Source organism: Pseudoxanthomonas sp. UTMC 1351 (assembly GCF_040948865.1).
In the GTDB taxonomy this organism is placed as follows: domain Bacteria; phylum Pseudomonadota; class Gammaproteobacteria; order Xanthomonadales; family Xanthomonadaceae; genus Pseudoxanthomonas_A.
This window is the reverse complement of record NZ_JAVGJT010000024.1, coordinates 24,714-47,810: the sequence shown is the minus strand read 5'-3', so window position 1 is coordinate 47,810 and position 23,097 is coordinate 24,714. Positions and strand designations below refer to the sequence as shown.

Here is a 23,097-nt window from a genome sequence, read left to right as displayed (position 1 = left end):
TGTCTGGTGCAATATCCGCGTCCGGCAGATTCGAATGTTCTCAGAACGACGTAGTAGCCTCACTTTCGGACAGTTTTTGTCCAGCTGCCATTGTAGGTTCGAGTTTTCACACAGCTTCGGTCGCAAGCGGAAAGTTGCACCTTAGATGCAGAGTACCTGCGGCATCTATCCGTTTCATCGCAAACGGGTTACACCGGATTATTTGGGGATAAACGTGTTCTGCCTGGAAGGCTTTGACCCGTCAGGCATACCGGTCCGTGCGACGGTTGGGGCCGGAATGCCCTGACCCGTTTTTGTGCGGGTCGGCCCGCGCAGTGTGCGGGCTTCTGCCATAGGACGTCAGTCGTTGCTTGCGGGCTTGTGTGCGGTCTGCTGTTTGCGCACCCAGCGCATCAGGTTGAGGAAGGTGTCGGTCCAGTAGATGTCGCGGTGCGCATCCAGGTAGGTCAGCAGTTTTTCATGGGCCTCGTTGGAAACACTCAGGTAGTCGCCGCCCACACCGTGGAAAGTGAAGTTGACCATGGTGCCTTTGCGCCCGGCTTCCTCCACTTGCGCGATCAGCTGCTCACCCGTCACTCCCACGGGGCCACCGATGGGTACCGCCAACGGATCCAGCTTGCTCATGTCCGGCACTATCGCGTTGCCGCCGAGCTTGATCCCCACGAACTGGTCCGCCACCGCAGCGACATAGTCGCCGTCGCGGGCCATCCGCTCGATGCATGGCGCGGTATAGGTGCGCTCGGTGGCGCCGTCGATTGCGTGCAGCATGACGTTGCCCAGCATCACCTGGTCGCGCATTTCCGCCACGGTGGTGGTGTCCAGATCACGCTGCGGCTCTACCCAGTCACGGTCCGGTTGGGACCCGGAACATTGGTGGAACAGACTGTGGTTGCCCAGCTCGTGGCCGTTGCGGGCGGCGGCGCGCCATTCGGGCATGCGCCTTAGCACCGTTTCGCGCGACAACTGCAGATAGAAGCTGCCCTTCAGCTTGTGGCGGTCCAGCGCCGGGATCGCGTTATCCAGCTGCGAATCCAGCGCGTCGTCATAGGCCAGGCTGACCGCGGCCTTTTTGCCTTCGGGCCAAGCGAAGTCAGCGGCACCTGCATCGGCGGCCACGAGCACCAGCGCGGTGCCCCACACCCTCATTCTCAGACCAAGACCCATGATGCGACTCCGGTATGGATAGCCAACAATGGTGGCCAGAGTACATTTACTTAAAGGGTAACGTGAAGTCCGAAGTGGGCTTTTTGCGGCCGAGCGCATGCAAGCTCGCCATGGTTGCTACATATCCGCCTCCATGAAATGTGGCGGCCTCTCGTCGGTGGACTTGAGCCCACCCTATGGCGATGCGATATCCGCTTAGTCAGGCAGCGCTGCGACTGCGACGATTTCCACAACGATGTCAGGTTGCGCAAGCGCCGCAACACCGATGATTTCCGAGGGCGGCGGGTTGTTGTAGCTGCAGTGCTTGGGGCAATGCTCGGCGAAGAATTCGTCCATCACGTCCAGATGGTAATTGGGAGAACTCAGCACGCCGCCATCGGGGAACGGCCCTTTGACGAATATGGTCAGCCGGACGAGGTGTTCGAGCGCGCTACCCAGCTCTTCCAGGTCCGATTTGATATTGGTCAGAACCGCGCGCCACTGCGCTGCTGCATCGCCGCCGAAGCCACCTTTCTCGTCAGTCGGATCGTAATCGTCGGCGGTCGCGGTGTTTCCGCACAGGTAGACCATTCCCTTGGCGCCAGTAACGACGGTTCCTTTTCCCCAGGGCATCAACCGGCCACTTTTGAATTTCTTATGGGTCACCAGCTCCATATCTTTTCTCCCGGGCTAAAGCAAAGCGCCTAGTAACGAAAAATGTTGCCCGGAGAAACAACGGCACAATCCGGGCAGTGCATTTTCGGCTGGCGTGCCGCTATGGGAGCGTGAACTGAGAGCGGAGCGCAGCTATATGCGCCTGGAGAACCACGCGTGTATCAAACCAGTCTGGAAGAACTGAACCGGCGGCTCAAAGCCGGCTGATTCAATAATGGATGCGACGATTGTGGGAGGAAGTACCGCCACGTCCGTGGCATAGGCCGTACGCGTTCGCTCCAGCGCTTCAGGTTGGATGCCAGGCGTCATGGTGTTGAGCCAGACACGGAGAAGCGCTTCGTAGCCATCCGATTCAATATCCGATGCCAGATCGGAACTTGCCAAGATACCGCCCGGCTTCAGTCTGCTAGCAATCGCGCGAAAGAACTCGGAGCGAGCTTCTTGCGCCACGATGAATTGGGACACCAGAAAGCAGGTTGCGCCATCGTGCGGATCTTCTGTTGAAAGTGATTCAAGGTATCCCTCGTGAAAATCGCAGCGCGATAGGTAACCTTCCGCTTCAGCCCGCTGGCGACACACATCGAGCATGGCGCCCGAAGGATCGACTGCGGTGAATCTCCAATGCGGGAATTTATTGGCTAGATAAGCCATCTCTGCGCCTGTCCCTACTCCGACGCAGAGAATTCGTGCATCTTTCGGAAAATCGGCGAAGACGGATTCGAGGAGAAAGTGCAAGCCGTCGCGGATGGGCGCCATTCTTGCCCATTGCCTGTCGTAGCCAGGGGCTTGTTTGTCGAAAATGGCTTTGAGTTCTTCCTTTTGCATTTGCTTCCTTCTGGTTTGCGCCGAACGCCTACCTAAGCGGCATGAAGCGTCGTTTTAACCAGACTAAGCCCTCTGTCAACACTTTATGGTGTATGCCCGAAAGCGGCCGATTCGCCGCTTTCGTCATGACTGGCGTCGCACCGCACCGGTTTTCAGGCAGGAACGGGCGATGCCAGACGCGAGGCACGCAGGCCGAACCAGCCGAGTTCGGCGAAGGTCAGCACCACCAGCGCCTGGCCGGTAACGAAGACCACTCCGAACACGCTCGGCTGCCAGCTGCCGCCGAAGGCAACCCAGGCACTGGCGGCCACCCAGGCGATGTTGATCGCGATCACCGTGGCCATCGCGCCACGCGGCACCGCCGAATGGCGCGAGAGCGCGATCACCCAGGCCACGAACGGCAAGCAGATCAGGCCGGCGACACGCAGCAGGCCGGCAGGCAGTTGCAGCAGCGGCGCCAGCACATCGGCCGCAGTCAGCAGCAACAGGGCCGTGGCGCCGGTCGCAAGACCGTCCATCAGCAACAGGCGGGGCAGGAACTTCGGATGGGCGAGGATGCGCTGCAACATGGCGGGACTCCTGTGGTTGGATGGAGGTGATGCTGGAACGCCACCGTTCCCCGCACCATTACCTGTCAGGTAATGAGATTCCGTACCGCGATCGGCTATCGTTCCAGGATGACCATGCCCGCTTCTGCACAACGCCCGGTAGGGGAACAACTGCGCGACTGGCGGCGCCGGCGACTGCTTTCGCAGGAAGACCTCGCCGGCCTGGCCGGCATCTCGTCGCGCCATCTGAGCTTTCTGGAGAACGGCCGTTCCGAGCCCAGCCGGGCAATGTTGCTGCGCCTGTCCGACAGGCTCGACGTGCCGCTGCGCGACCGCAACCACATGTTCACCGCGGCCGGCTACGCGCCGGTCTACGGTGAGCGCTCGCTGGACGACTCAACCCTGGCCGCGGCGCGACAGACGATCGAGCTACTGCTGCGCGGCCACGAGCCGTATCCGGCGCTCGCCGTGGACCGCCATTGGCAGATGCATGCCGCCAACCGCGCGCTGGCGCCATTTCTTAGGGGCGTGGCGCCTCATTTGCTCGAACCGCCGGTCAACGTGTTGCGCCTCAGCCTGCACCCGGAGGGCGTGGCGCCGCGCATCGTCAACCTCGGGCAATGGCGCGCGCACCTGATCCACCGTCTGCGCAGGCAGGTCGAGACCACCGGCGACGGCGTGCTCGAAAATCTGCTTCAGGAGTTGCTGTCCTATCCGGCGCCGGACTACGACGAGGAGTCGCCCGATCCCGCCGCGATCGCCGTGCCCATGCGCCTGCGCAGCGAAGTCGGCGAACTCGCCTTCCTCAGCACCACCACCGTGTTCGGCACGCCCGTGGAGGTGACGTTGTCGGAACTGGCGATCGAGTCGTTCTTCCCCGCCGATGCGAAGACGGCCAAGGTCATGCGCGCGATGTCGTTGGTCGGCCGGGTGCTGCGGTTCCGGATCCCGCGGCTGAAGCACAGGGTCTGAGAAAAGCAGCCGGTCGACGGCTTTCAATGCGCAGATTCCTAATTCACCGCGCCTAGCCTGCCATGCCTGCTACCCGCTTGTTCCAGTCCAGATGCGCCTATGTGTTCTCGCATAGGGTGGGCTCCAGCCCACCACTATTGAACATGGAACCCCGGCGGTGGGCTTGAGCCCACCCTATGACCGCAACTGCTTTCACTGCTTCGGCGTGACCGGATCGGGTGGGCCGGCGGGCTCCGGTGGAGGCGGTGCGTCGGCCGGGGTGCCGGGTAGATAGAACGTCACGCGGTCGAACAGACGGCGGTAAAAGTCCTGGTTCTGCACCGTGTTGCTGCCCACTCGAACGAGATTGGCATTGCTGCCTCCGGGAACAGGCAGCGACAACGAACCGATCATGCTCACGCCGACACTGGCCGAGTTGGACTGGGACGTGAGGGCGTAACGGTCCTGTACCGCATTGATGAAGACGATCGAACCACCGTCGGACCGCGGCACGCAGGTCGCCAGCACCTTGAGTTGCGTGTGCACGTCGGATTCGGGTTGGAAGCTCTTGCCCGCCTCCAGCGTCTCCGGTGCCATCTTGCCGATCACGTAGCCCTGCCCCAGCAACGCGCGCCGCGTGGCTTCGCAGGCCGTGACCGGCGGCACCGCATAGCTACGGGAGTACGTGTCTTCGGCGCCGAACGTCTCGCCCAAGGGCGGCGCTGGTTCCTTGCTCCGGTTGGAGCTGCAGGCGGCCAACGACGAAACCAGGGCTAGTGCAAATGCGACGGATCGGCAGGACATGGCAAACAGCATGGGAGATACGCGCGATTCTCAGGAATCCGGGAGTGTAGCGGCAGCAGCGTGCAAGGCACCTTAAGGAAGGTCCTGAACAATTCGGCTTTGCTCGTCATGACCAGCCATTCGGCTGTTGAAGAGCGCTTCCCGCGAAGGCGGAAGCGCTTTTCAACGGCGGATGCCGGTCAACCCAGCGCCTTTGCTTTCAATGGCTTAAGTCGCTGGATCCCCGCCTTCGCGGGGACGACGACAATTATTCAGAGGTTCCTTAACGCGGCGTTGTTTAAGCCAAGGTCGGAACAACTATCGTCATAACCAGCGAAAGCGAGTTGTTCGGATCTTCCCTAATGGCGGTTATCTCCTCCTCGAACTCGCGAACGCGGCATTCGCGTCTGGGGTCGTGAGACAAGCCAGGAAGTAGTGACCAGACACTGAGAGCTCTAATCCGCCTTCAACCGCATCGCGTCTTCATCCGCTTCGGTACGCAGAAGGCGAAGACCGAATAGGCCGCTGGTTCGCTGCCCGGCGAGAGCGACCAGCTTGATCATCAAGCCTTCTCGAACAGCAGCTTGAGCGAGGTCCTGGGGCAAGGCGATCTTGCGCTCGACGAAGGTGTCTTTCGCATCGCCCTTCAGCCTGATCGTCGTCAGCCGGCGTCCATCGGCCAGCACGTCGAAGCCTTCGTTGCGGTCGCCGCCATCAAAGGTAAGCAGCAGTTCGAGGACAGTGGCCGGATCGGTGCCGTCGCGTGCTTTCAGCCGGTACGAAATCCACCGGCCCGTATCGCGCCAGTGGCGTCCCATGCGGATACCGGTGCCGCTGTCCTCGCCCTGGTACTGGTGCTCGACCTCGGGCTGCTGTTCGCCAGGAACCACCTGGTCCAGGGTGCGATCCTCCAGCGCCTGCCGCTGACGCTCCTCGGCTTCGATCTGGCGGATCACCGCGGGATAAGCCGATGCCGTGGCGGTACGCCAGTACACAACGTATCGCGCGTCGTGCACACGAAACAACGGCTCCAAGAGCAGTGAATGGAACGCGGCGGGCTGGACGAGTCCGCCGGCCTCGAAAGTGAGCGGGCGTCCCGGCATTGGTCTGACTTGAGTAGCCAGCGTATCCCGGTCGCCCACCAGCATCGGCGCACGGTTCAACGGCAGGTAAGAACCCGGCGAGACGTGGCTGCCGCGGCCATCATCGGCAATCAATCCGTCCAGATTCTCGGTGCCGGTGCGGGCGGCCAGCACAATCGGGCCATGCATCAGCGCCACGTAGTCCGAATCGTCCGGCAATCCTTCAGCGCGAGTGCGCATGGGCAAGTCGATTTCGACGATATCTCCATCAGCCCATTCGCGCTCGATACTGGCGTAGGAGGAAGGAGTGGACTGCAGCGGCCAGGACTTGCCGTTGATGCGCACGTTCAACAGCCCTTCCAACCAGTGCGGATGACGCAGACGCAGGTGGAAGCGCTGCGGCTTGCGCAGTTGCAGGGACAGCCGGCTCGACTCCTCGTCCGGGAAGCGCGTGTCCTGGCGCAACACCAGATCGCGCTCGCGCCATTGCAATTGCGAAGCCATATACAAGTTGACCGTCAGCGAGTGCGCGTCATGGGCGTAAGCGAATGAACCATGGCGACCATGGTTCTCGATGCCGGTACCAACGCAACACCAGAAGCATTCCTGCGGCTGCGAATAGACCCGGTAGTGGCGCGGACGGATCGGAGTGAAGTAAACCAAGCCACCGTGTTGCGGGTGCTGGCTGGAGAGAATGTGGTTGAACAGCGTGCGCTCATAGAAATCGGCGTAGCGCGGCTGCGGATCCAGCCGGTACAGCAGCGTACTCAGGCGCAGCATGTTGTAGCTGTTGCAGGTCTCCGGCCCTTCCGGCGATGCCACCATGGCGCTGAAATCATCGACCGGATTGAAGTGCTCGCGCACACTGTTGCCGCCGAAAGCGATGCTGCGGCGCCGGGTCACCGTCTCCCAGAAGAACGTGGCCGCGTCGATCCAAGCCTGGTCATCATCCAGTTCGCCGATGCGGGCGAAGCCGATGACTTTGGGAATCTGAGTATTGGCGTGCAGGCCGTCCAGCGCGTCTTCGCGACGCAGTAGCGGTTCAAGCAAGGCACGGTGAGAAAAGCGGCGGGCCAATGCCAGGTAGCGCCGCTCGCCGGTGATGACGTAGACGTCGGCCAGCACCTCATTCATGCCGCCATGCTCGGTGGCGAGCAGCGTCTGCATCTGCTGCTCGTCGAGTCCGGCCACCAGGCGATCGGCCCAGTCGGCGAAGGCGATCAACATCCCGCGGGCTTGGCGATTGCCCGCATACCACCAGGCATCGCGCAGACCGGCGAACATCTTGTGCAGGTTGTAGAACGGCACCCACGCATTGCCCAACGAAAAAGAACTGGCATCGACGGTGCCCGCCGCGACACTGCTCCACAGCACGCGGCCGTTGGGGACGGCGCCAACGTAGCCATCGCCGTTGGCCTGCTGGCAGGCGGCCAGTTCGGCCACCATGTAGTCGAGGCGTTGGCGCATTTCGTCATCGCCTTGAGCGGCTTCCTGCGCCAGGGCCGACAAGTAGTGCCCCGCCGTGTGCCCCTCCAGGCCCATCGACTCCCAGTTGGGGTATTTGGACGCGCGCGGCGCCAACGCGGCTTCGATCCGATAAGGCGCAACCAGGCGGTCGACCGCCAGTGCGGCCAAATAGCGACGGTTGAGCGCATGGGAGTGTGCGAACACTCCTTCGCCAAGACGGACGTCGCCAAGCGCGAACATGCTGGCGACACCGGTTCCGGTACCAGCGGCGCTACCGGCCCATGCCAGTCGCGGCACCGCCGCGGCCAAGGCCAGCGATTTGACGAAGCTGCGTCGGCTAAATCCGTTGGCGTGGTCGTTGCTCATGGTGACCGAGGTTAAGACGGCATTGACCGCCGGTCCAATGAAAATATTCGCGGCAGCGATGCCAAGTTGAGACCTTGCCTTCGCAAAGCCGGGGATTGGGAAACGCCGCCCCGCGTCAAGCCATTTTCTGCAGGTTGGTGTGAACGCAGTCAACGAGGGCCTGCCGTTCTTCTTCGTCGCGCGCGGTGCGTTCGCAGTAACGCGATTGCCACGCTGATGGGGAGCCCGATTCGGCGGCGTGCCGGGTGTGCATGGTCGTGCGATGTGGTGCGTTTGCGAAGGCTCCCGGGCGTGCTCCTTACCAGGCTACGTTGGCTTGGCGTGGTTGCTCCCGTGACGTCGTCCGACTTCAATGAACGATTCGGTGATGAGCTGTTCCAGCACGTTGTGGTCAACATCGGCGAGTCGCTTGATCGACAGACAGGCTTTGCCCATTTTGTGCTTGCCGAGGCGCGACAAGAGTTCCTGTTGCGGCGACGTATCTACCATCAAGTAGATGCTGATGTCGCTCTTGCGCGCGGAGAAGCCGGTGGCGCATGACTCGCCCGAATGGCCGCTCGCGTAGGTATACCTGTAGCTGCCAAAGCCCACGATGCTGGCGCCCCACATTACCGGCGGCTGCTTGGTGACACGGCTCATGAGCTTAAGCAGGTCCTGGCAGTCTGTCCGTCGCGCGGGATCGGAAATCTGCGAGACGTACTCCTCGGCCGACAACTGCGTTGGTTTGGTTTTCGCCTCTGCCATGAGCACCTCGCAATTGTGGGTTGCGGCGCGAAACTACCTTTTAAACGAACCTGGGCTTGATTACGGCCATCCGCATCCTACTAGCTATCCCCCCGAAACACGTGACGCGGTGGCGAAATGGCCGTACTCCACACGCTCCCAAGCCTTGAAGCGGCCCCGGGTGCGTCGCACATGCCACGGTGAAGAAGTACGTTGCGTCTGCCGTCCACTCGTTGCGGTGGTACTCCAACCTGATTTAGGTTTCCCAACGCACTCTGTGCAACGCTATAACGACCGTGCGATGTACGGCACGGGCAAGGACTAAAGAGGACATGAGCCGAAGTTCCTTCACGATGCGACCGTGCGCGTTCCGGAATGTGCAAGCTGTTGAAGCTCGCTCATCGCATGTGTTCCCTCGCCATGCGCACAACGGGTACGGTATTGGCTTGATCGTCGACGGCGCGCACCGGTCCTGGAGTGGGCGCGGAATGGTGGAAGCCGGCCCGGGGAGCATCATTACCTGCAATCCGGGCGAGGTGCACGACGGCATGCCGATTGGCGACAGCCGCGCCTGGAGAATGCTCTACCTGGCTCCCGAGTTTGTGGGAGCCATCGTCGCCGATATACGCGAAGGGGCTACGGCGAGTTTCGAGTTCACCCATCCTGTCGTCGTGAGCCAGGGCCACGCGCGAGCGTTCGAGCTTGCCTACGAAATGACCACCGGCCGATTCGCCGACGCAGAGCGTTCACAAGAGCGGTTGATTCTTCTCTTGGCCGGGATGCTCCACAAGAAGCCGCCGTCCCCTCCATCCGCATCAGCATTGGCAAGGGCCAAGGCGCGTATCGACGAGGATCCGGCTGCCCCGGTTACACTCGCCGCACTGGCGCGCGAAGCCGATCTGAGCCGTTTTCAAGTCGTCCGGGGGTTCGCCAAACTCACCGGGCTCACACCGCATGCGTACATCGTGCAGCGGCGCTTGGATGCCGCTCGCGCGATGATCGCGGACGGCGGCACGCTGGCCGAGGCTGCAACCACCTGCGGCTTTTCCGATCAAAGCCACTTCAACCGGATGTTCGTCCAACGTTATGGCGTGACGCCAGGTGCCTACGCGGAAGCTATGCGCTGACGCCTGCAATTTTGTTCAATACCCGCGCGATCACGCGTGCTTTCATTGTTTTCAGCCAACCGTGCAGGCTGCCCAACGATGAAAGGACAAGCGATGAATCCCACCGAGTCATCCGAAAGCGATCCAAACGCCGCCCCTCCTTATCCCAAGGTCAGACAATGCCGCGAGGATGAAGCAGGAGCGATATTGACGATCATCAACTCAGCGGCTGAGGTCTACCGCGGCACGATTCCAAAGGATTGCTGGCACGAACCCTACATGTCCGCGACGGAACTCCAATCCGAGCTCGCCGCGGGTGTCGTCTTTGCCGGCTGCGAAATCGATGGCGTGCTGGCCGGCGTCATGGGTTCCCAGCATGTCCGTAATGTTGACTTGATCCGCCACGCGTACGTGTTGCCCGCGTATCAAGGACATGGGGTTGGCAGCGCATTGCTCGCCTATCTGCGCGTGCAAACAGACCGCACCGTTCTGATCGGCACGTGGAGTGCTGCCAAGTGGGCAATCCGTTTCTATGAGCGGCACGGCTTCCAGCTTGTGCCTGAAACGGCCAAAGCGCTGCTGCTACGCACGTACTGGACGATTTCCGACCGGCAGATCGAAACATCCGTGGTGTTGTCGGATTCGCTTTTGACTGGCGAGACGGCCAGGATGCTGGCGGAGCGAATAGAAGATAGCGATCACCCTTGCCATCCTGCCGCTCTGTAGAAACCCAGGGTGCGCTTCGATTACCCAGGCTACGCTGGTTTACCGAGCCACGCTGGTTTCTATTGAGAAATGTTTAAAGGTTTATTTCACGATTTCGGTGGTTATCGGGACCGGTATTCATCCATAGACTTGGTTGCGGATCCTGATCTGCTCAGGGAAAGCCTGCGGCATTCATCCGCAAAGTCCATCCGCCATCAAACGATGAACCGAGAAGCGCCATGATGTCTTTGCTTGTATCGATGTGCGTATTCTCCCTCGCCCTATCGATCTCTCCGGGGCCGGTGAACATGGTGATCGTCTCGTCGGGCGTTAATCACGGTTTCCGGCGCACTATTCCCTATGTCTCTGGTGCGACGATCGGCTTTACCCTCCTGTTGATCTTCGTCAGTTTCGGGCTGCTTCAACTGGTTGTTCGCTACCCGCTATTTCTGAAGGCGCTTGCCGTATCGGGATCGGCCTTCATTGTCTATATCGGGTACAAGATCGCGTCGGCCGACCCGCAAATTGCAGTGGATAGAAAGAATGCCCCGACTTTCATGCAGGGGTTTGCGTTGCAATGGCTCAATCCCAAGGCATGGATGGCCTGCGCATCCGGCGCGGCGCTGTTCTCCGATCCAAAGACCACCGCGCCGCTGCTGGTGTTCGTGGCCGTTTACTTTTTGATTTGCTACCTCTCGCTTGCCGCCTGGGCGCTGCTGGGCGACCGAGCCGCGAGGTATCTCAACAGCGCAACCCGCATCCGTCTGTTCAATCTGTCCATGGGCGGGTTGCTGATCGCTACGGCTATCTACCTGGTCTATATGCAGGTCTTTCAACCCACCAGCTGATCCAAGGAAGCGGGTGCGTGTCCTAGCGATTTGAGCAGGATATGCACCGGACTGCTCGCCGGGACATTGGACGGCCAAACGGCGTGGACCTTCAGCGGCTCCAATGACCACCCTGGCATCACCTCCCTGAGCATGCCTTGATCGAGATCGTTCTTGGCCAGGAAATTTGGCGGCGCCGTCACACCCAGGCCTTGCCTGGCCATCTGATACGCGGCCTCGATGCTGTCGACGGTAATGCGCGGCACATACCGGATGTCGCATGTGTCGCCGCTGGCGTTCCGCAGTGTCCGATGGTTGGGGCGCATGGTCAGCCCAATCCAGGGAAGATCCGCCAAGTCCTTGGGGTGGGTAACCGATGGATATTCGTCCAACAGAAATTGGCTGGCAATAATGACCCGCGGGAGGAGAAAGACCTGCCGCGCCTTGAGCGAACTGTCGGGGAGTTCACCAATCCGGAACGCGAGGTCGAAGCTTTCGCCGATGATGTCGTAGCGCGTATCGCTGCAAGAGATGCTGATATCGACGTCGGGATATTCCCGGATGAACCGCGCAATCTGCACCATCAGCTCGCTGCGGATAAGCACGGCGGGAATCGTGATCTTGAGCTTGCGGCTGGCCCTGGGACGCTGCTTGAGCTGGACGATGCCATCCTGATAAAGGCCCAGCATCTCCTGCGCGGTTTGCAGCACCCGGGCGCCATCGAACGTGAGCGACAGCCGACGGGTACTGCGGTAGAACAGCGGAATGCCCAGGCTTTTCTCGAGCCTGGAAACGTACTGGCTGGCCGCGGCCGTCGAAAGCCCCAGCGCCTTCGCCCCCGCAGAGAACGAACCGGTCTCGGCCACCTTGGCGAACGCAATGAGATAGCGGATGTCCTCGATCATGCGGATGTTCCGGTGGCGCCTTCATGGCAGCGTTGGGCAAGGAGGTGGAACACGATGTCATAGGGCGGGCCCAGGCCCGCCGCGTGAAGTATCGCAATCTCACAGTGGATGGAGCGGCTGCGCTGTTGAAGCAGTAGCCTACGCCGGATCGGCACCTGCTAGCCGCGGAAACGGTTCGAAACACTCGATCAGCATGTCGGTGAGCACCCTTACCTTCCGTGCGGGGTGCCGACCCGGCGGGCGGATGACATAGATGCCTGCCGGAGGCGGTGGATAGCGTGTCATGACCGGGACCAGCGCACCGGATGCGACATATTCATTGGTGAGGCCATCGGGAAGCCAGGCGATGCCGAGTCCTGCGATAGCGGCGGAAATGAGCGCAGTGCCGTTGTCGGCTTTGAAGCGCCCGCGTGGATGGACCGTGACAACCTCGCTGCCATCCATGAACTGCCAGGCTTCCGTTCCCTGCATGAGCGCCTCATGGGCGGCCAGTTCCTTCGGCGTCTCGGGAGCACCATGCGCCTTGAGATAGTCCGGACTTGCAACGAGCTTTCCATGGAGCGGCCCGACGCGCCGTGCGATCAAGCTGGAATCCTGCAGGTAGCCCACCCTGATCGCACAGTCGAACCCCTCGGCGACGATATCAACGAAGCGATCGCTGTAGGCGGTATGGACGTGGAGCTGCGGGTGACGTCGCGCCATTTCCGCGAACACAGAAGCGAAATGGGTCGGGCCGAAAGAAAGCGGCGCCGCAATCCGCAAGCGGCCGCGCAACTCATCCGTGGGCAGGATCGCGTCCCGGGCCGCGTCCATCTCGGCACAGGCTCTGGCGGCGTGGTCCCGAAACGTGGCCCCGGCTTCGGTGAGGGCTGCGCCGCGGGTGGTTCGTGCAAGCAGCTGGATACCCAGTTCCGCTTCCAGCCGGGCGAGTTGCCGGCTGACGATCGACTTGGAAACGCCGAGCCGGCGCGCAGCGGGCGAGACTCCCCCTGCGTCCGCAACTTCCACGAATGCCCGCAGCGCTTCGATATCCAAATGGCGTTCCCAATTTGCGATACAGCCTGACACAAGGATAGCCAGTTCGGCGTTCCCGGATCTGCGACACAGCTTGGCACAAACAGGCGCTACCGCCGTGCGAATGCGAATGGCAAGGTTTGTCCCCGCGGCAGCGTATGCGTAGCTGCGTGTGCCGCAGCATGACCACTCCCCCACAACGGCAGCAAAGGATATCTTCATGACGTTTCGCAATGGCCTTGCATCGCTTCTTCGCCCCGAAGATTCGGTCCTCGTTCTGATCGACCACCAGCCTTACCAGCTCACTAACGTCAACAGCCACGACCCGCAGATGGTGGTCAACAATGCGACGGCGCTGGCGAAAGCCGCCAAGGCCTTTGGCGTGCCGACCATCCTGACCAGCGTGGTCGCCGACCGCGGCGGTCTCATCTTCCCGCATATCACCGACGTATTCCCTGGCCAGGAGGTGATCGACCGGACCTTCATCAATACCTGGGAAGACAAGAAGGTGGTGGACGCGGTCAAGGCGACCGGCCGCAAGCAGCTGATCATCGCCGGCCTTTGGACCGAGATCTGCGTTGCGATGCCAGTGATCCAGGCGCTGGGCGAAGGCTGGGACGTGACGGTGATTACCGATGCCTCCGGCGCCGTTTCGGTCGAAGCGCACCAAGTGGCGATCCAGCGCATGATCGCGGCCGGCGCGAACATGATGACTTGGCTAGCGCTGGCGGCGGAATGGCAGCGCGACTGGGCCCGTACCGAGCACGCTGGTGAACTGACCGAGATACTGAAGCAACACGCCGCAGGCAGCGGCATCGCCTACCTATGGGAGCAGCAACTGCTCAACACGTCGGTGGCCACTATTGCAGGCTGATCCGGGCGGGCTGACGGGACCATCAAGTAGCCTGGGTAGGCCAAAGGCCGCACCGCGCCCCGATAGCTGCTCAGCGCGGGCGATGAAGAAGCGCGCCACAGCGCGACCATATGGCGAACTACTTCCATATAAGGCACCCCGAGCAAGTAGCCCGGGTAAGCGCAGCGCACCCGGGGATTGCCTCAACGTTCCCCAAACTTCCCGGTCGATCCGGGAGATCCCGCCCAATCCAAAAGCAGCCAGCCGTTCCTCACGTAGCGATGGAAAGTGGAGTACGGCCATTCCGCCACCGCCTCAACCAAACCGTGCTTCAGCGGGTTGATATGGACGTAGTCCACGAGTGCTTGAAGTTCTTCTTCATCACGCACAGTCCGTTCCCAGTAGCGTGATTGCCACGCTGACGGAGAACCCGGTTCAGAGGTGCGCCGGGTGAAACCCTTCTTGATGTCCTGCCACAGGCGCGGGTAGTTGGCGGTGCCGTCATCCATGCGGATGACGGCATGCAGGTGGTCGGGCAAGACGGCCGCCGCGATCACGGTGTGCGGCACGCGACGTGCAGCTGCCCGCCACGCGTCGCGCAGCGCGTCTACTTCACGGACCAACAGGTCGCTCCTGCGGTCGCGCAACGTCACGGTGAAGAAGTACGTTGCGCCTGCAATCCGATTGCGGCGATATCCAACCATGGGTGGAGGTTACCCATGCGGTCCGTGTAGCGCTAGGGCAATCGCGCGATGTGTCGCCTCGAACAAGGCCAAAATCGCACTGCGGCGGTCGGAGTTTCCGTGTGAAGCACCCCGGGTGCGCTTCGCTTACCCGGGCTACGCTGGCTTACGCAGGTTCGGGAAACTCCATCACGAAACGCGCCCCGCGGGCCGCATTCGCGTCGAGCGACAGACGTCCGCCTTGCCGTTCCATGATGCACTTCGCGATTGCGAGCCCCAGACCCGCGCCGGGGCCCGAGGCATTGGGACCGCGGCGGAACCGCTCGAACAGAGACGCAGCGGTATGCGCAGCGATTCCGGGCCCATCATCGGCAATGATCACAGTGGCAGGATCAGCGGACAGCGTGATCGACGTGCCGGCAGGCGTGTACTGAATCGCGTTCTCGATCAGGTTGCGGAAGACCAGGCGCGTCAGTGTTGCATTCCCGTACGCAGGCACGGAAGCGTCGGGCGTCGTGGCGATCACGTAGTGCTCTGATTCGAGCGCAACCGGCGCCAGCTCCCGAGCCACTTCCAGCGCTACGGCGTGAGCGTCGAACGCGGCAAACTGGAACTGTTCCTGCGAATCGAGACGCGCAAGACAGAGCAATTGCTCAACGAGCCGCGCGAGCTGTTCGATTTCGAACGTAACATCGCCCAGCTCCTGCGCCGAGAAGCGGGACTCAAGCCGTGCTCGCAACGTCGCAAGCGGGGTACGCAGCTCATGCGCGGCGTTGGCGGTAAATTCCCTCTGCACGCGATAGTCAGCTTCCAGCCGACCGAGCGAGGCGTTGACCGCTTGAACCAAAGGAACGAGCTCCCGAGGAAGGTTCTTGGCGTGCAACCGCTCGTCCAAACGATATAGCGACAACATTGAGGCCTGATGCGAGACGGCACGCAAGGAGCGAAGCGACGACAGCACCGTCACGACCACGACGCTGACCACGGCGATCAGCAGCAGGGCAATCGGCCAATACAGCTCGTCCAACGCGCCGAGCATGAGCTGGGCGACCAGACTCTCTGGATCTTCGAGATTCCGCACCACACGCAACCAGTATGGGCCATGACGATCATCGAGATGAAGCGCCGCAGCCATGATGCGGCTGCCTGACACCGCATCCGTTTCCAGCTGCATGACGACCTGCCCACCGCCTTGACCGACCGGCAATGGCAGATCAGGCGCAGAGAAACCGCCTGACGCCAGCATCGTGCCATCTGCGCTCAGCAATTGGTAACCATTCAACGCATCCGGTTGGGCGTAGAACGCTTGCAGGTGCCGTGGCAACTCGAGGCGCGGCGCGTCCGTCCCCGGCACGATCGACGCACGCAGATCCTGCACTTGGATGGCTATGCTCTGGCCTTCCAGACCCCACAGCCCTTCGCGAAATTCGAAGTACAACACCAGATAGCTGCCGGCCAGCGCCAGCACGACCACGATGGTCAGTCGAACGACGAGTGCTCGAAGCAGGGACGGGGCTCGCATCGCGCCGCGCTCAGGAGGCAAGATAGCCAAGACCGCGCAAAGTCCGGAGCGAAACATCAGCGCCCGCGGCCGCCAGCTTCTTGCGCAACCTGTGCATCTGCGTCTCCACCGAGTTGGCGCTGCGCTCCTTCTCGAAATCGTACAGGCTTTCGGAAAGCCGCTCCTTCGAGATGACGCGCCCCTGATTGCGCAGCAGCGCTTCGAGCACGACCAGCTCCGAGCGTGTCAGATCGAGCGGCGTCTCGGCGACGGTGGCGATGCGTGCAGATGTATCCAGCTTCACGCTACCGAGCGTCAACGTGCGGCCCAACGCCGCACCCGGACGACGCAACAGCGCGCGCAGCCGAGCGATGAGCTCCTGCATCGCGAAGGGCTTGACGAGATAGTCGTCCGCGCCGCAATCCAGACCACTCACGCGATCCTCGACCGCACCCAGCGCGGTGAGGATCAGCACGGGCGTCATGTTGCCCCGGTCACGCATTTCCTTCAGCGCATCGAGGCCGTTGCCGTCCGAGAGCATGAGATCGAGCACGGCGGCATCGTAGTCGGCCGCCCGCCAGACCCGCAGTCCCTCCGACGCCGAGGCCGCGGTATCGACCGCGAACCCTTGCGCACGCAGGCTCTCCGCGACAGCCTGACAGAGGCGCTGGTTATCTTCGATGAGGAGCAATCTCACTGGGCCACCTCAGTGACCGGCTCATTCGCCTGGCGTCCAAGAGTATTCGAACCTGAGTCCGATGGTGGGCAGCGGCTCGTCGAGTCCTTCGATGATGTTGACGCCGCGACGTTCGTCCCATTCATAACCGTTGGCGTTCTCGCGACCATAGACGTTCAGGATGTCCAGATAAGCCACCAGGCTCAGCGGGCCGAAGCGGCGCTGGTAGTCCGCGCGCAGACTCAGCGAATGATAGGCAGGCAGACGCTCGGCGTTGGTGCGCGTCAGCTCCTTCGAGTAGCGCACGGGGCCTGCGCCTCCCAACACGTCGCTGTGCACGACGAACGCATCGGTGGGCCGGCCCGAAGCATATTTCCATTTCGCCGAGAATGTCCAACGATCGCTCGGCTGCCAGGCGCCGACGATACCGAACGCATGCGGCCGATCCCAATCCGACGCATACTCCCCTTCGCCGAGCCTGTCATCGCGGCGGGCGCGCGAGTATGAGTAGGTCGCCGAAGCGCTCCAGCCTCGGCTCATGCGCTTGGCAAGCATCAGATCCACGCCCGTCGCGGACCCCTCGCCTCTGTTGGTTGCAGTGTTGGTGGTCTGATCGTCGAACACGATCAGATCGTCGAGCTGCTGATAATACCCTTCGGCCGAAAAACGCAGGTCCTGGCTAAGGTGCCGGGAATAGCCCAGCACCCACTGCATGGAGCGTTCGCTCTTCAGATCAAGATTGGACGGATCGGCTGCGATATCAAGATAACGCGGTGCCTGGTAATACACGCCACCTCCGGTCCACACCCGGGTAACCGCATCAGGCTGCCAACTCACCAGCAGGCGCGGGGCGACGTTGGACTTTCCGGAGAACCCATCGCGCTCGTAGCGCATTCCGGGTGTCCACGTGAAATCGCCGAGGGTCCAGGCGTAGTCGGCATACGCGGCGATCCGCGTCTTCGATGCGCTCAACGCCGAGTCGTATTCCTCGGGCGTCAGCACGATGTACTGTTGTGTCGGGTCGGCGCGAAAGTCCGACTGTTCGTACACGTACCGTATCCAGTCGCCGGAGAGACGACGGTCGAAGTCGAGATCCACGCGAGCGACCAGCGCGCCGGCGGAGAAGATTCCATCCGAGCCGAGCATCGTGGTGAAATCGCTGCGCCAGCCGATCTCGGTTTCACGCTCCTTGACGCGCAGAATGTTCTCGCGGACCGGCGTCGTCGCAGGTGTCGGGTCGGGACCCGCGAGATCCGGATACGCCTCGCCCTCCGTGCCCGTCGTGTCGCTGTTGCGGTAATAGAACGTGTTGCGCAACTGTGCGACATCACCGGGAGACCACCGCCACGTCACCCCGAGCAATGTGCTGTCCTGCCTCGAATCCTCGAGCCCCACGTCCTCGAAGTTCTCGGACGCGAGCGCATTCTCGACCGTTCGCTTGGAATCCTCTCTTGCGGAAATCGCCAGCAGCTCGAGACGATGATCGTCATTCAGGTCGGTGACGGACTTCACGATGATATCCGTCAGGCGCTGCGTGCCGATGTCCTTCTCATCGATCGCTTCGAACAGATTGCTGAAATCGAACCGGCGCGCTGAAATCAGCAAGCTGGTGTTATCGGCCACATAGCTCGGCCCGTCGTAGTCCGCCTCGATCCCGATGATGTCGACACGTGCGCCGGCCGTGGAGCTGACGGGGTTACCTTCAGCGATATCGAGCTCGAGCAGCGAGCCATTCTTGCCGCCCTCGGCCACCCGCCAGCCACCCGGAGAAAACTTGGCGCTGCCGATGATGTTCGGAGCGAAGATCGAGTATCGTCCGCCGCCATCGACGGCTTCTTGCTCGCCGAACGACTCATCGAAATGCGCAACCTTGTCGAAAGGAATGCCATCGATCAGGATCAGGTTGTCCCGCGGCCCGTTGCCGCGCACGGTGAAGCTTGAGAACTCACCCGTCGAGACGACGCCAGGCAGGACGTCCAACGCGCGGAACACGTCGCCTGCGCTGCCGGGATTGCGTCGTATCTCTTCACGTTCCAGCAGCACGGTGTTCGGCGTCGCCCGCGGATCCCCCGCCGTCGCGCGCGCCGAGACAACCACTTCGTCAAGCACCACCACATCGCCCCCACGCACCAGCGCGAACTCGACGGCGGTCGCTCTACGAAGCACGACCCGTACATCCGCCTGCACGGCTTTCAGGTAGCCCTTCTCTTCCACCTCGACCGAATACACACCTTCCGGGACGTGATCGAACGAAAACTCTCCGGTGGTACCGGCTTCAACCGTGCCGTGGACGCGCTGATTGCGGATGAGGTGTACCGTCGCCATCGGCACTGCCCGCCCAGTCACCGAATCCACGATGCGCCCGCGAACGGCGCCCACCGCCCCCTGTTGCGCCTGGCTATGCGCCGGAAGTGAGACGGATGCATACACGAGAGCGAAAAGCAGCAAGAATCGATACAGCATCGACGGGCTCCTCGAAACGGTTGATCGTTATCGGCGAGCGATGCTAGCAATCGAGTCTGTCGCGAAACTTGCCGGAACGGGGGCCCGGAACGGAGGTCAGAGTGACTCTGCCCCTCCTTTCTGGCTTTTGACCTCGCCGAACGGGGCTTCCTTGGACTGGGGCTCGCCGGTGGCGAAGCCGTCGAGCGAGATGGACAGATTGTGGATCCGGGTGAGGGACATCGGTGTGTTCCGTCGTGGGCTGCCTGTCGGCATGTCAGGATGGGCCCGGCAGCGCGTCGTCGTCTTCGGCGGCCAGATGGCGTCTATCTCTACGACGAACAGCGGACGCTCATCTCGACACTTGATCGCATGTTAGAGGCTGAAGTCGGGATAGATCGTCTGACTGCACTTGGACAAGACCGGGTAAGAACGTACTCTGACCCCGTTTTCGCTCTGACCCCGTTTTCGGGGCGCAAGGCGAGTTGGCTGGGTTGGTGTACTAACCCAGCCTACGGCCCTCCTATTACCAATTAAGTGAACCTGACCCCGTTTTTATCGCTATCACAGCTACCCGGCTATCGTGATGCGACTTCCACCATGGTGCACGATGAATTTCTGGCGCTTTGACCGTGAAGATCCGTCGCTGGGCCGTTTGCTTGAGGGCGACCACGATCCACTGCTCGTCGGCGCATCAATCGCCATCGCCTGCCTGGCCGGCTTCACGGCGCTGACCCTGGCCGACCGCATGGCGGCTTCACGCACGTCAGGCGCCAAGCTCTGGTGGCAGGTCGGGGGCGCGATTGTGATGGGTTGCGGCATCTGGGCGATGCACTTCACGGCGATGCTCGCGTTCTCGGTACAGGGCCACGAGCACGTCGGTTACGACGTCGTCATCACCCTTGCCTCGATAGCGCCTGCGATCATCGGCAGCGCCGCTGCGTTGCAATTCCTGAGCCAGCCCAAGTCGAAGGTCCCCCGATTGCTAGCATGCGCGCTGCTGCTCGCATTGGGCATCGGCACGATGCACTACAGTGGCATGGAGGCGATGAACATGGTCAGCCTGCGCTACGACTTCGCACTGTTCTGCCTGTCAATCCTCGTCGCCTTCGTCCTGGCGCTGTTTGCCTTGCTGATCCATTACGGTCTGCGCCTCTGGCTCCCGGTCCCCGGCCTGTCGGCCCGGATCGCGGCGGGCGTCCTGATGGGGCTGGCGGTCGCCGGCATGCATTTCACCGCGATGGGGGCGGCTCAAGTCTACGAAGCGCCAATGGTGGAGCAGTCCGGGCCGCTGATGTCGCCCACCGCGATAGGAATGGCGATCGCGGGCATTGCCAGCCTGATCCTCGGCTTCGGGTTGCTCGTTGCGTGGATTGATCATCAGCGCGCCGTGCGCCTGGCGCTGTACCATCTCGCGCACACAGATGCGTTGACAGGGCTGTCGAACCGAAGCCATTTCGCTCAGCAGCTGGAATCGGAGCTGGACAGCAGTCGCCGGCTTGGCACCCGGCTGGCGGTTCTTTTTATGGACCTGGACGACTTCAAGTCCATCAACGACAGCCTCGGCCACGCCGTCGGCGATCAAGTGCTGCGGGAGATCGCGGAGCGCCTGAGGCAACAGCTGCGTGGCAACGACGTGCTCGCGCGCTTCGGTGGCGACGAGTTCATCATGCTTGCCAATGGCATTGGCGCCCCCATCGAGGCCGCACTTCCTGCTGAAAGAATTATTCGCTCCCTGGAGGTGCCAATACAGTTCAGGGAACTGAAATTGCATGCAGCGGGCAGCATCGGCATCAGCATATACCCTGACGACGCGCTGACTGCCGAGGAGCTCATCCAACATGCCGACGCTGCCATGTACGCGGCCAAGTCCGGCCGCCATGGCTACAGCTTCTACAACGAAGAGCTGACCGCCAGCGCCACGGAACGCGTTCGCGTCGGAAACGATCTGCGTAGCGCGCTCAAGAACGAGGCGCTCACCTTCCAATACCAGCCCTTGGTCGACCTGCGATCAGGAGAGTGGCTTGGGATGGAAGCCCTGGCGCGATGGCTCCACCCGCTGGAGGGTGCGATTCCGCCTAATCGGTTCATACCGATAGCCGAACAAAATGGACTGATCGTCCCGGTCGGGGAGTGGGCGCTTCGAAGCGTCTGTCGACAAGGGCGGAAGTGGCTGGAGGCCGGGGTTCCGTTCGGCCGCATCGCCGTGAATATCGGCACCGAGCATCTCTCGCATAGCGGGTTTCCGAATTCCTCGCTTCGGTGCTGCGGGAGAACGGGTTTCCCCCCGGAAAACTGGAACTGGAGATCACCGAATCTTGCCTGCTTGGGAACACCGAGGATCTGATCAAGCGGATGCAGGAGATCAACCGCCTTGGCGTCGCGCTTGCGATCGACGACTTCGGAACCGGCTACTCATCGCTCCGGTACTTGAAGGAACTGCCGATTCGCACGCTCAAGATCGACAGGACCTTCATCACCAGTATCGCAGAGGATGCGCGCGACCAAGCCATAGTGCAGGCAATTGTCACGATCGGGTCCAGTCTCGGCTTCGACGTCGTTGCCGAAGGAGTCGAGCAGGAAGAGCAAAGGCGAATACTGTTGGACCTGGGCTGCACTCAAGGACAGGGATACCTGTTCGCAAAGCCGATGGAGCCGGATTGGATATACGGCGCGATACCGCAACAACAGTCGGAGCGGTTGTTTCTCCCAGATAGCTGACCCGTTCCCGTTCGGCTACAGCCCCAACACCTCGCGCCCCTGCCGGAACAGAAAAGCGGGGTCAGAGTACGCTTCTTACTTAGAAAACGTACTCTGACCCCGTTTCTCATACGCTGTTATGTCCAGCGACAGCGCGCATTGGGTTCCGACAAATTTCAAGCGCAGATCGAGCAACAACTGAAGCGGCAAGCGGGGCTCGGCCGCCCCGGACGACCCGCAAAGAAAAAGGCACTCTGACCCCTGTTTTGACCCCTGTTTCGTTGTGGATGGCCGACCCTCAGCCCCGTTTTCTCATGAAGGTCAGGTGCGTGACGCCGCTCGGCGTTGAGACCACCTCTATGTCGTAGTCCTGCTCAAGCGCCTCCAGGCCGTCCCAGACCCGGACCCCGCGACCGAGCACGATCGGGACCTGGACGAGGTGCATGTGGTCGACGAGCCCGGCGGCAACGAAGTCCCGGACCACGGTGGCGCCGCCACCTATGCGCACGTCCTGGCCGCCGGCGGCTTCCCGTGCAGCCTGGAGCGCCTCGGCCGGGGACGCATCGAGAAAGTGGAAAGTGGTGCCGCCCGCCATCTCGATCGGTGGTCGCGGCCGGTGGGTGAGCACGAAGGTCGGCGTGTGGAATGGCGGATTCGGGCCCCACCAGCCCCTCCAGTCCGGGTCGTCCTGCCAGCCGGGTGGGCCGAACTTGTTGGCGCCCATGATCTCGGCGCCGATACCGGGTTCGTGGCGCTCCGCGAAGGCGTGGTCGGCGCCCACGGTGCCGCCGGTCTTTCTCCAGAACCGAGTGGCGAACATCCATTCGTGGAGCCGCTCACCGGCGTGGCCGAACGGGGCCTCCTTGGACTGGGGCTCGCCGGTGGCGAAGCCGTCGAGCGAGATGGACAGATTGTGGATCCGGGTAAGGGACATCGGCGTACTTCCGTCGTGGGCTGCCTGTCGGCATGTAAGGATGGACCCGGCAGCGCGTCGTCTTCGGCGGCCAGGATGGCGTCTATCTCTACGACGAACAGCGGACGCTCATCTCGACACTTGATCGCGTGGTGGAGGCTGAAACCGGGATAGATCGTCTGCCCGCACTTGGACAAGACCGGGTTAAA

20 protein-coding genes and 1 pseudogene are annotated in these 23,097 nt (G+C 61.9%); 6 read left to right on the top strand and 15 right to left on the bottom strand.

What is annotated here, in order from left to right; genetic code table 11:
- Window positions 1–339 precede the first annotated feature (339 nt).
- The 4 genes from AB6O04_RS16065 to AB6O04_RS16050 all read right to left on the bottom strand — a co-directional run bounded on the left by AB6O04_RS16065 (window position 340) and on the right by AB6O04_RS16050 (window position 3,212).
- Entirely contained in the window at window positions 340–1,164 is an 825-nt protein-coding gene (locus AB6O04_RS16065; protein WP_368565160.1) for a polysaccharide deacetylase family protein, read from the bottom strand.
- A 195-nt stretch (window positions 1,165–1,359) separates the two neighbouring features.
- Window positions 1,360–1,818, bottom strand: a complete 459-nt coding sequence (locus tag AB6O04_RS16060) for a RidA family protein (RefSeq protein ID WP_368565158.1) — start codon at window positions 1,816–1,818, stop codon at window positions 1,360–1,362.
- A gap of 132 nt (window positions 1,819–1,950) precedes the next feature.
- Window positions 1,951–2,643, bottom strand: coding sequence for a class I SAM-dependent methyltransferase (locus AB6O04_RS16055; protein WP_368565157.1), 693 nt, complete (start codon window positions 2,641–2,643; stop codon window positions 1,951–1,953).
- Between the two features lie 152 nt (window positions 2,644–2,795).
- A complete protein-coding gene (locus tag AB6O04_RS16050; RefSeq protein WP_368565155.1) occupies window positions 2,796–3,212 on the bottom strand; it encodes a hypothetical protein in 417 nt (138 codons plus the stop codon).
- A 114-nt stretch (window positions 3,213–3,326) separates the two neighbouring features.
- On the opposite strand from AB6O04_RS16050, the gene AB6O04_RS16045 reads away from it, so the two are divergent.
- Window positions 3,327–4,163: a helix-turn-helix domain-containing protein gene (locus tag AB6O04_RS16045; RefSeq protein WP_368565154.1), complete on the top strand. Its 837-nt coding sequence runs from the start codon at window positions 3,327–3,329 to the stop codon at window positions 4,161–4,163.
- Between the two features lie 192 nt (window positions 4,164–4,355).
- On the opposite strand, the gene AB6O04_RS16040 is transcribed toward AB6O04_RS16045, so the two are convergent.
- The 3 genes from AB6O04_RS16040 to AB6O04_RS16030 form a co-directional block, all read right to left on the bottom strand.
- Window positions 4,356–4,946, bottom strand: a complete 591-nt coding sequence (locus tag AB6O04_RS16040; RefSeq protein ID WP_368565153.1) for a DUF2242 domain-containing protein — start codon at window positions 4,944–4,946, stop codon at window positions 4,356–4,358.
- Between the two features lie 434 nt (window positions 4,947–5,380).
- Window positions 5,381–7,840, bottom strand: a complete 2,460-nt coding sequence (locus tag AB6O04_RS16035; protein ID WP_368565152.1) for a beta-L-arabinofuranosidase domain-containing protein — start codon at window positions 7,838–7,840, stop codon at window positions 5,381–5,383.
- Between the two features lie 306 nt (window positions 7,841–8,146).
- Window positions 8,147–8,584 (bottom strand): DUF1801 domain-containing protein, encoded by a 438-nt coding sequence (locus AB6O04_RS16030; RefSeq protein ID WP_368565150.1) that lies wholly within the window; start codon window positions 8,582–8,584, stop codon window positions 8,147–8,149.
- 311 nt (window positions 8,585–8,895) lie between these two features.
- On the opposite strand from AB6O04_RS16030, the gene AB6O04_RS16025 reads away from it, so the two are divergent.
- The 3 genes from AB6O04_RS16025 (at window position 8,896) to AB6O04_RS16015 (ending at window position 11,222) form a co-directional block, all read left to right on the top strand.
- Window positions 8,896–9,690, top strand: coding sequence for an AraC family transcriptional regulator (locus AB6O04_RS16025; RefSeq protein ID WP_368565149.1), 795 nt, complete (start codon window positions 8,896–8,898; stop codon window positions 9,688–9,690).
- Between the two features lie 93 nt (window positions 9,691–9,783).
- Window positions 9,784–10,395 carry an N-acetyltransferase family protein gene (locus tag AB6O04_RS16020; RefSeq protein WP_368565148.1) on the top strand — a complete coding sequence of 204 codons (612 nt, stop codon included), beginning with the start codon at window positions 9,784–9,786 and terminating at the stop codon, window positions 10,393–10,395.
- Window positions 10,396–10,613: 218 nt separating this feature from the next.
- Complete coding sequence (locus AB6O04_RS16015) at window positions 10,614–11,222, top strand: LysE family translocator (RefSeq protein ID WP_368565147.1); 609 nt, start codon at window positions 10,614–10,616, stop codon at window positions 11,220–11,222.
- Here AB6O04_RS16015 and AB6O04_RS16010 read toward each other — a convergent pair.
- Together AB6O04_RS16010 and AB6O04_RS16005 are read right to left on the bottom strand one after the other, a co-directional pair.
- Window positions 11,207–12,106, bottom strand: coding sequence for a LysR family transcriptional regulator (locus AB6O04_RS16010; RefSeq protein ID WP_368565145.1), 900 nt, complete (start codon window positions 12,104–12,106; stop codon window positions 11,207–11,209). The genes AB6O04_RS16015 and AB6O04_RS16010 overlap by 16 nt on opposite strands.
- A 138-nt stretch (window positions 12,107–12,244) precedes the next feature.
- A complete protein-coding gene (locus AB6O04_RS16005) occupies window positions 12,245–13,141 on the bottom strand; it encodes a LysR family transcriptional regulator (protein ID WP_368565144.1) in 897 nt (298 codons plus the stop codon).
- A 199-nt stretch (window positions 13,142–13,340) separates the two neighbouring features.
- Here AB6O04_RS16005 and AB6O04_RS16000 point away from each other — a divergent pair, with 199 nt between their 5' ends.
- Window positions 13,341–13,994, top strand: coding sequence for a hydrolase (locus AB6O04_RS16000; protein ID WP_368565143.1), 654 nt, complete (start codon window positions 13,341–13,343; stop codon window positions 13,992–13,994).
- 182 nt (window positions 13,995–14,176) lie between these two features.
- Here AB6O04_RS16000 and AB6O04_RS15995 read toward each other — a convergent pair whose 3' ends face one another.
- The 5 genes from AB6O04_RS15995 to AB6O04_RS15975 all read right to left on the bottom strand — a co-directional run bounded on the left by AB6O04_RS15995 (window position 14,177) and on the right by AB6O04_RS15975 (window position 19,518).
- Window positions 14,177–14,677, bottom strand: a complete 501-nt coding sequence (locus tag AB6O04_RS15995; RefSeq protein WP_368565141.1) for a transposase — start codon at window positions 14,675–14,677, stop codon at window positions 14,177–14,179.
- 145 nt (window positions 14,678–14,822) lie between these two features.
- Entirely contained in the window at window positions 14,823–16,208 is a 1,386-nt protein-coding gene (locus tag AB6O04_RS15990; protein ID WP_368565140.1) for a sensor histidine kinase, read from the bottom strand.
- Window positions 16,189–16,848, bottom strand: a complete 660-nt coding sequence (locus AB6O04_RS15985) for a response regulator transcription factor (protein ID WP_368565138.1) — start codon at window positions 16,846–16,848, stop codon at window positions 16,189–16,191. The genes AB6O04_RS15990 and AB6O04_RS15985 overlap by 20 nt, the downstream gene beginning before the upstream one ends.
- 27 nt (window positions 16,849–16,875) lie before the next feature.
- The gene (locus tag AB6O04_RS15980; protein ID WP_368565137.1) at window positions 16,876–19,296 is read right to left on the bottom strand and encodes a carboxypeptidase regulatory-like domain-containing protein; all 2,421 of its coding nucleotides are present in this window, start codon (window positions 19,294–19,296) and stop codon (window positions 16,876–16,878) included.
- A 96-nt stretch (window positions 19,297–19,392) separates the two neighbouring features.
- Window positions 19,393–19,518, bottom strand: coding sequence for a hypothetical protein (locus AB6O04_RS15975; protein ID WP_368565136.1), 126 nt, complete (start codon window positions 19,516–19,518; stop codon window positions 19,393–19,395).
- A 343-nt stretch (window positions 19,519–19,861) separates the two neighbouring features.
- Here AB6O04_RS15975 and AB6O04_RS15970 point away from each other — a divergent pair.
- Window positions 19,862–21,996 (top strand): annotated as a pseudogene (locus AB6O04_RS15970) (putative bifunctional diguanylate cyclase/phosphodiesterase).
- Between the two features lie 277 nt (window positions 21,997–22,273).
- Here the strand turns inward: AB6O04_RS15970 and AB6O04_RS15965 are convergent.
- Window positions 22,274–22,909, bottom strand: a complete 636-nt coding sequence (locus AB6O04_RS15965) for a dihydrofolate reductase family protein (RefSeq protein WP_368565135.1) — start codon at window positions 22,907–22,909, stop codon at window positions 22,274–22,276.
- Between the last annotated feature and the right edge of the window lie 188 nt (window positions 22,910–23,097).

Coding starts and splice junctions, on each gene's coding strand:
- AB6O04_RS16025 (WP_368565149.1), top strand. CDS start 8,896: ATGAGCCGAAGTTCCTTCACGATGCGACCGTGCGCGTTCCGGAATGTG.
- AB6O04_RS16000 (WP_368565143.1), top strand. CDS start 13,341: ATGACGTTTCGCAATGGCCTTGCATCGCTTCTTCGCCCCGAAGATTCG.
- AB6O04_RS16040 (WP_368565153.1), bottom strand. CDS start 4,946: ATGTCCTGCCGATCCGTCGCATTTGCACTAGCCCTGGTTTCGTCGTTG.
- AB6O04_RS16010 (WP_368565145.1), bottom strand. CDS start 12,106: ATGATCGAGGACATCCGCTATCTCATTGCGTTCGCCAAGGTGGCCGAG.
- AB6O04_RS15995 (WP_368565141.1), bottom strand. CDS start 14,677: ATGGTTGGATATCGCCGCAATCGGATTGCAGGCGCAACGTACTTCTTC.
- AB6O04_RS16045 (WP_368565154.1), top strand. CDS start 3,327: ATGCCCGCTTCTGCACAACGCCCGGTAGGGGAACAACTGCGCGACTGG.
- AB6O04_RS16030 (WP_368565150.1), bottom strand. CDS start 8,584: ATGGCAGAGGCGAAAACCAAACCAACGCAGTTGTCGGCCGAGGAGTAC.
- AB6O04_RS16020 (WP_368565148.1), top strand. CDS start 9,784: ATGAATCCCACCGAGTCATCCGAAAGCGATCCAAACGCCGCCCCTCCT.
- AB6O04_RS15975 (WP_368565136.1), bottom strand. CDS start 19,518: ATGTCCCTCACCCGGATCCACAATCTGTCCATCTCGCTCGACGGCTTC.
- AB6O04_RS16060 (WP_368565158.1), bottom strand. CDS start 1,818: ATGGAGCTGGTGACCCATAAGAAATTCAAAAGTGGCCGGTTGATGCCC.
- AB6O04_RS15980 (WP_368565137.1), bottom strand. CDS start 19,296: ATGCTGTATCGATTCTTGCTGCTTTTCGCTCTCGTGTATGCATCCGTC.
- AB6O04_RS16065 (WP_368565160.1), bottom strand. CDS start 1,164: ATGGGTCTTGGTCTGAGAATGAGGGTGTGGGGCACCGCGCTGGTGCTC.
- AB6O04_RS16050 (WP_368565155.1), bottom strand. CDS start 3,212: ATGTTGCAGCGCATCCTCGCCCATCCGAAGTTCCTGCCCCGCCTGTTG.
- AB6O04_RS15965 (WP_368565135.1), bottom strand. CDS start 22,909: ATGTCCCTTACCCGGATCCACAATCTGTCCATCTCGCTCGACGGCTTC.
- AB6O04_RS16035 (WP_368565152.1), bottom strand. CDS start 7,840: ATGAGCAACGACCACGCCAACGGATTTAGCCGACGCAGCTTCGTCAAA.
- AB6O04_RS16015 (WP_368565147.1), top strand. CDS start 10,614: ATGATGTCTTTGCTTGTATCGATGTGCGTATTCTCCCTCGCCCTATCG.
- AB6O04_RS16055 (WP_368565157.1), bottom strand. CDS start 2,643: ATGCAAAAGGAAGAACTCAAAGCCATTTTCGACAAACAAGCCCCTGGC.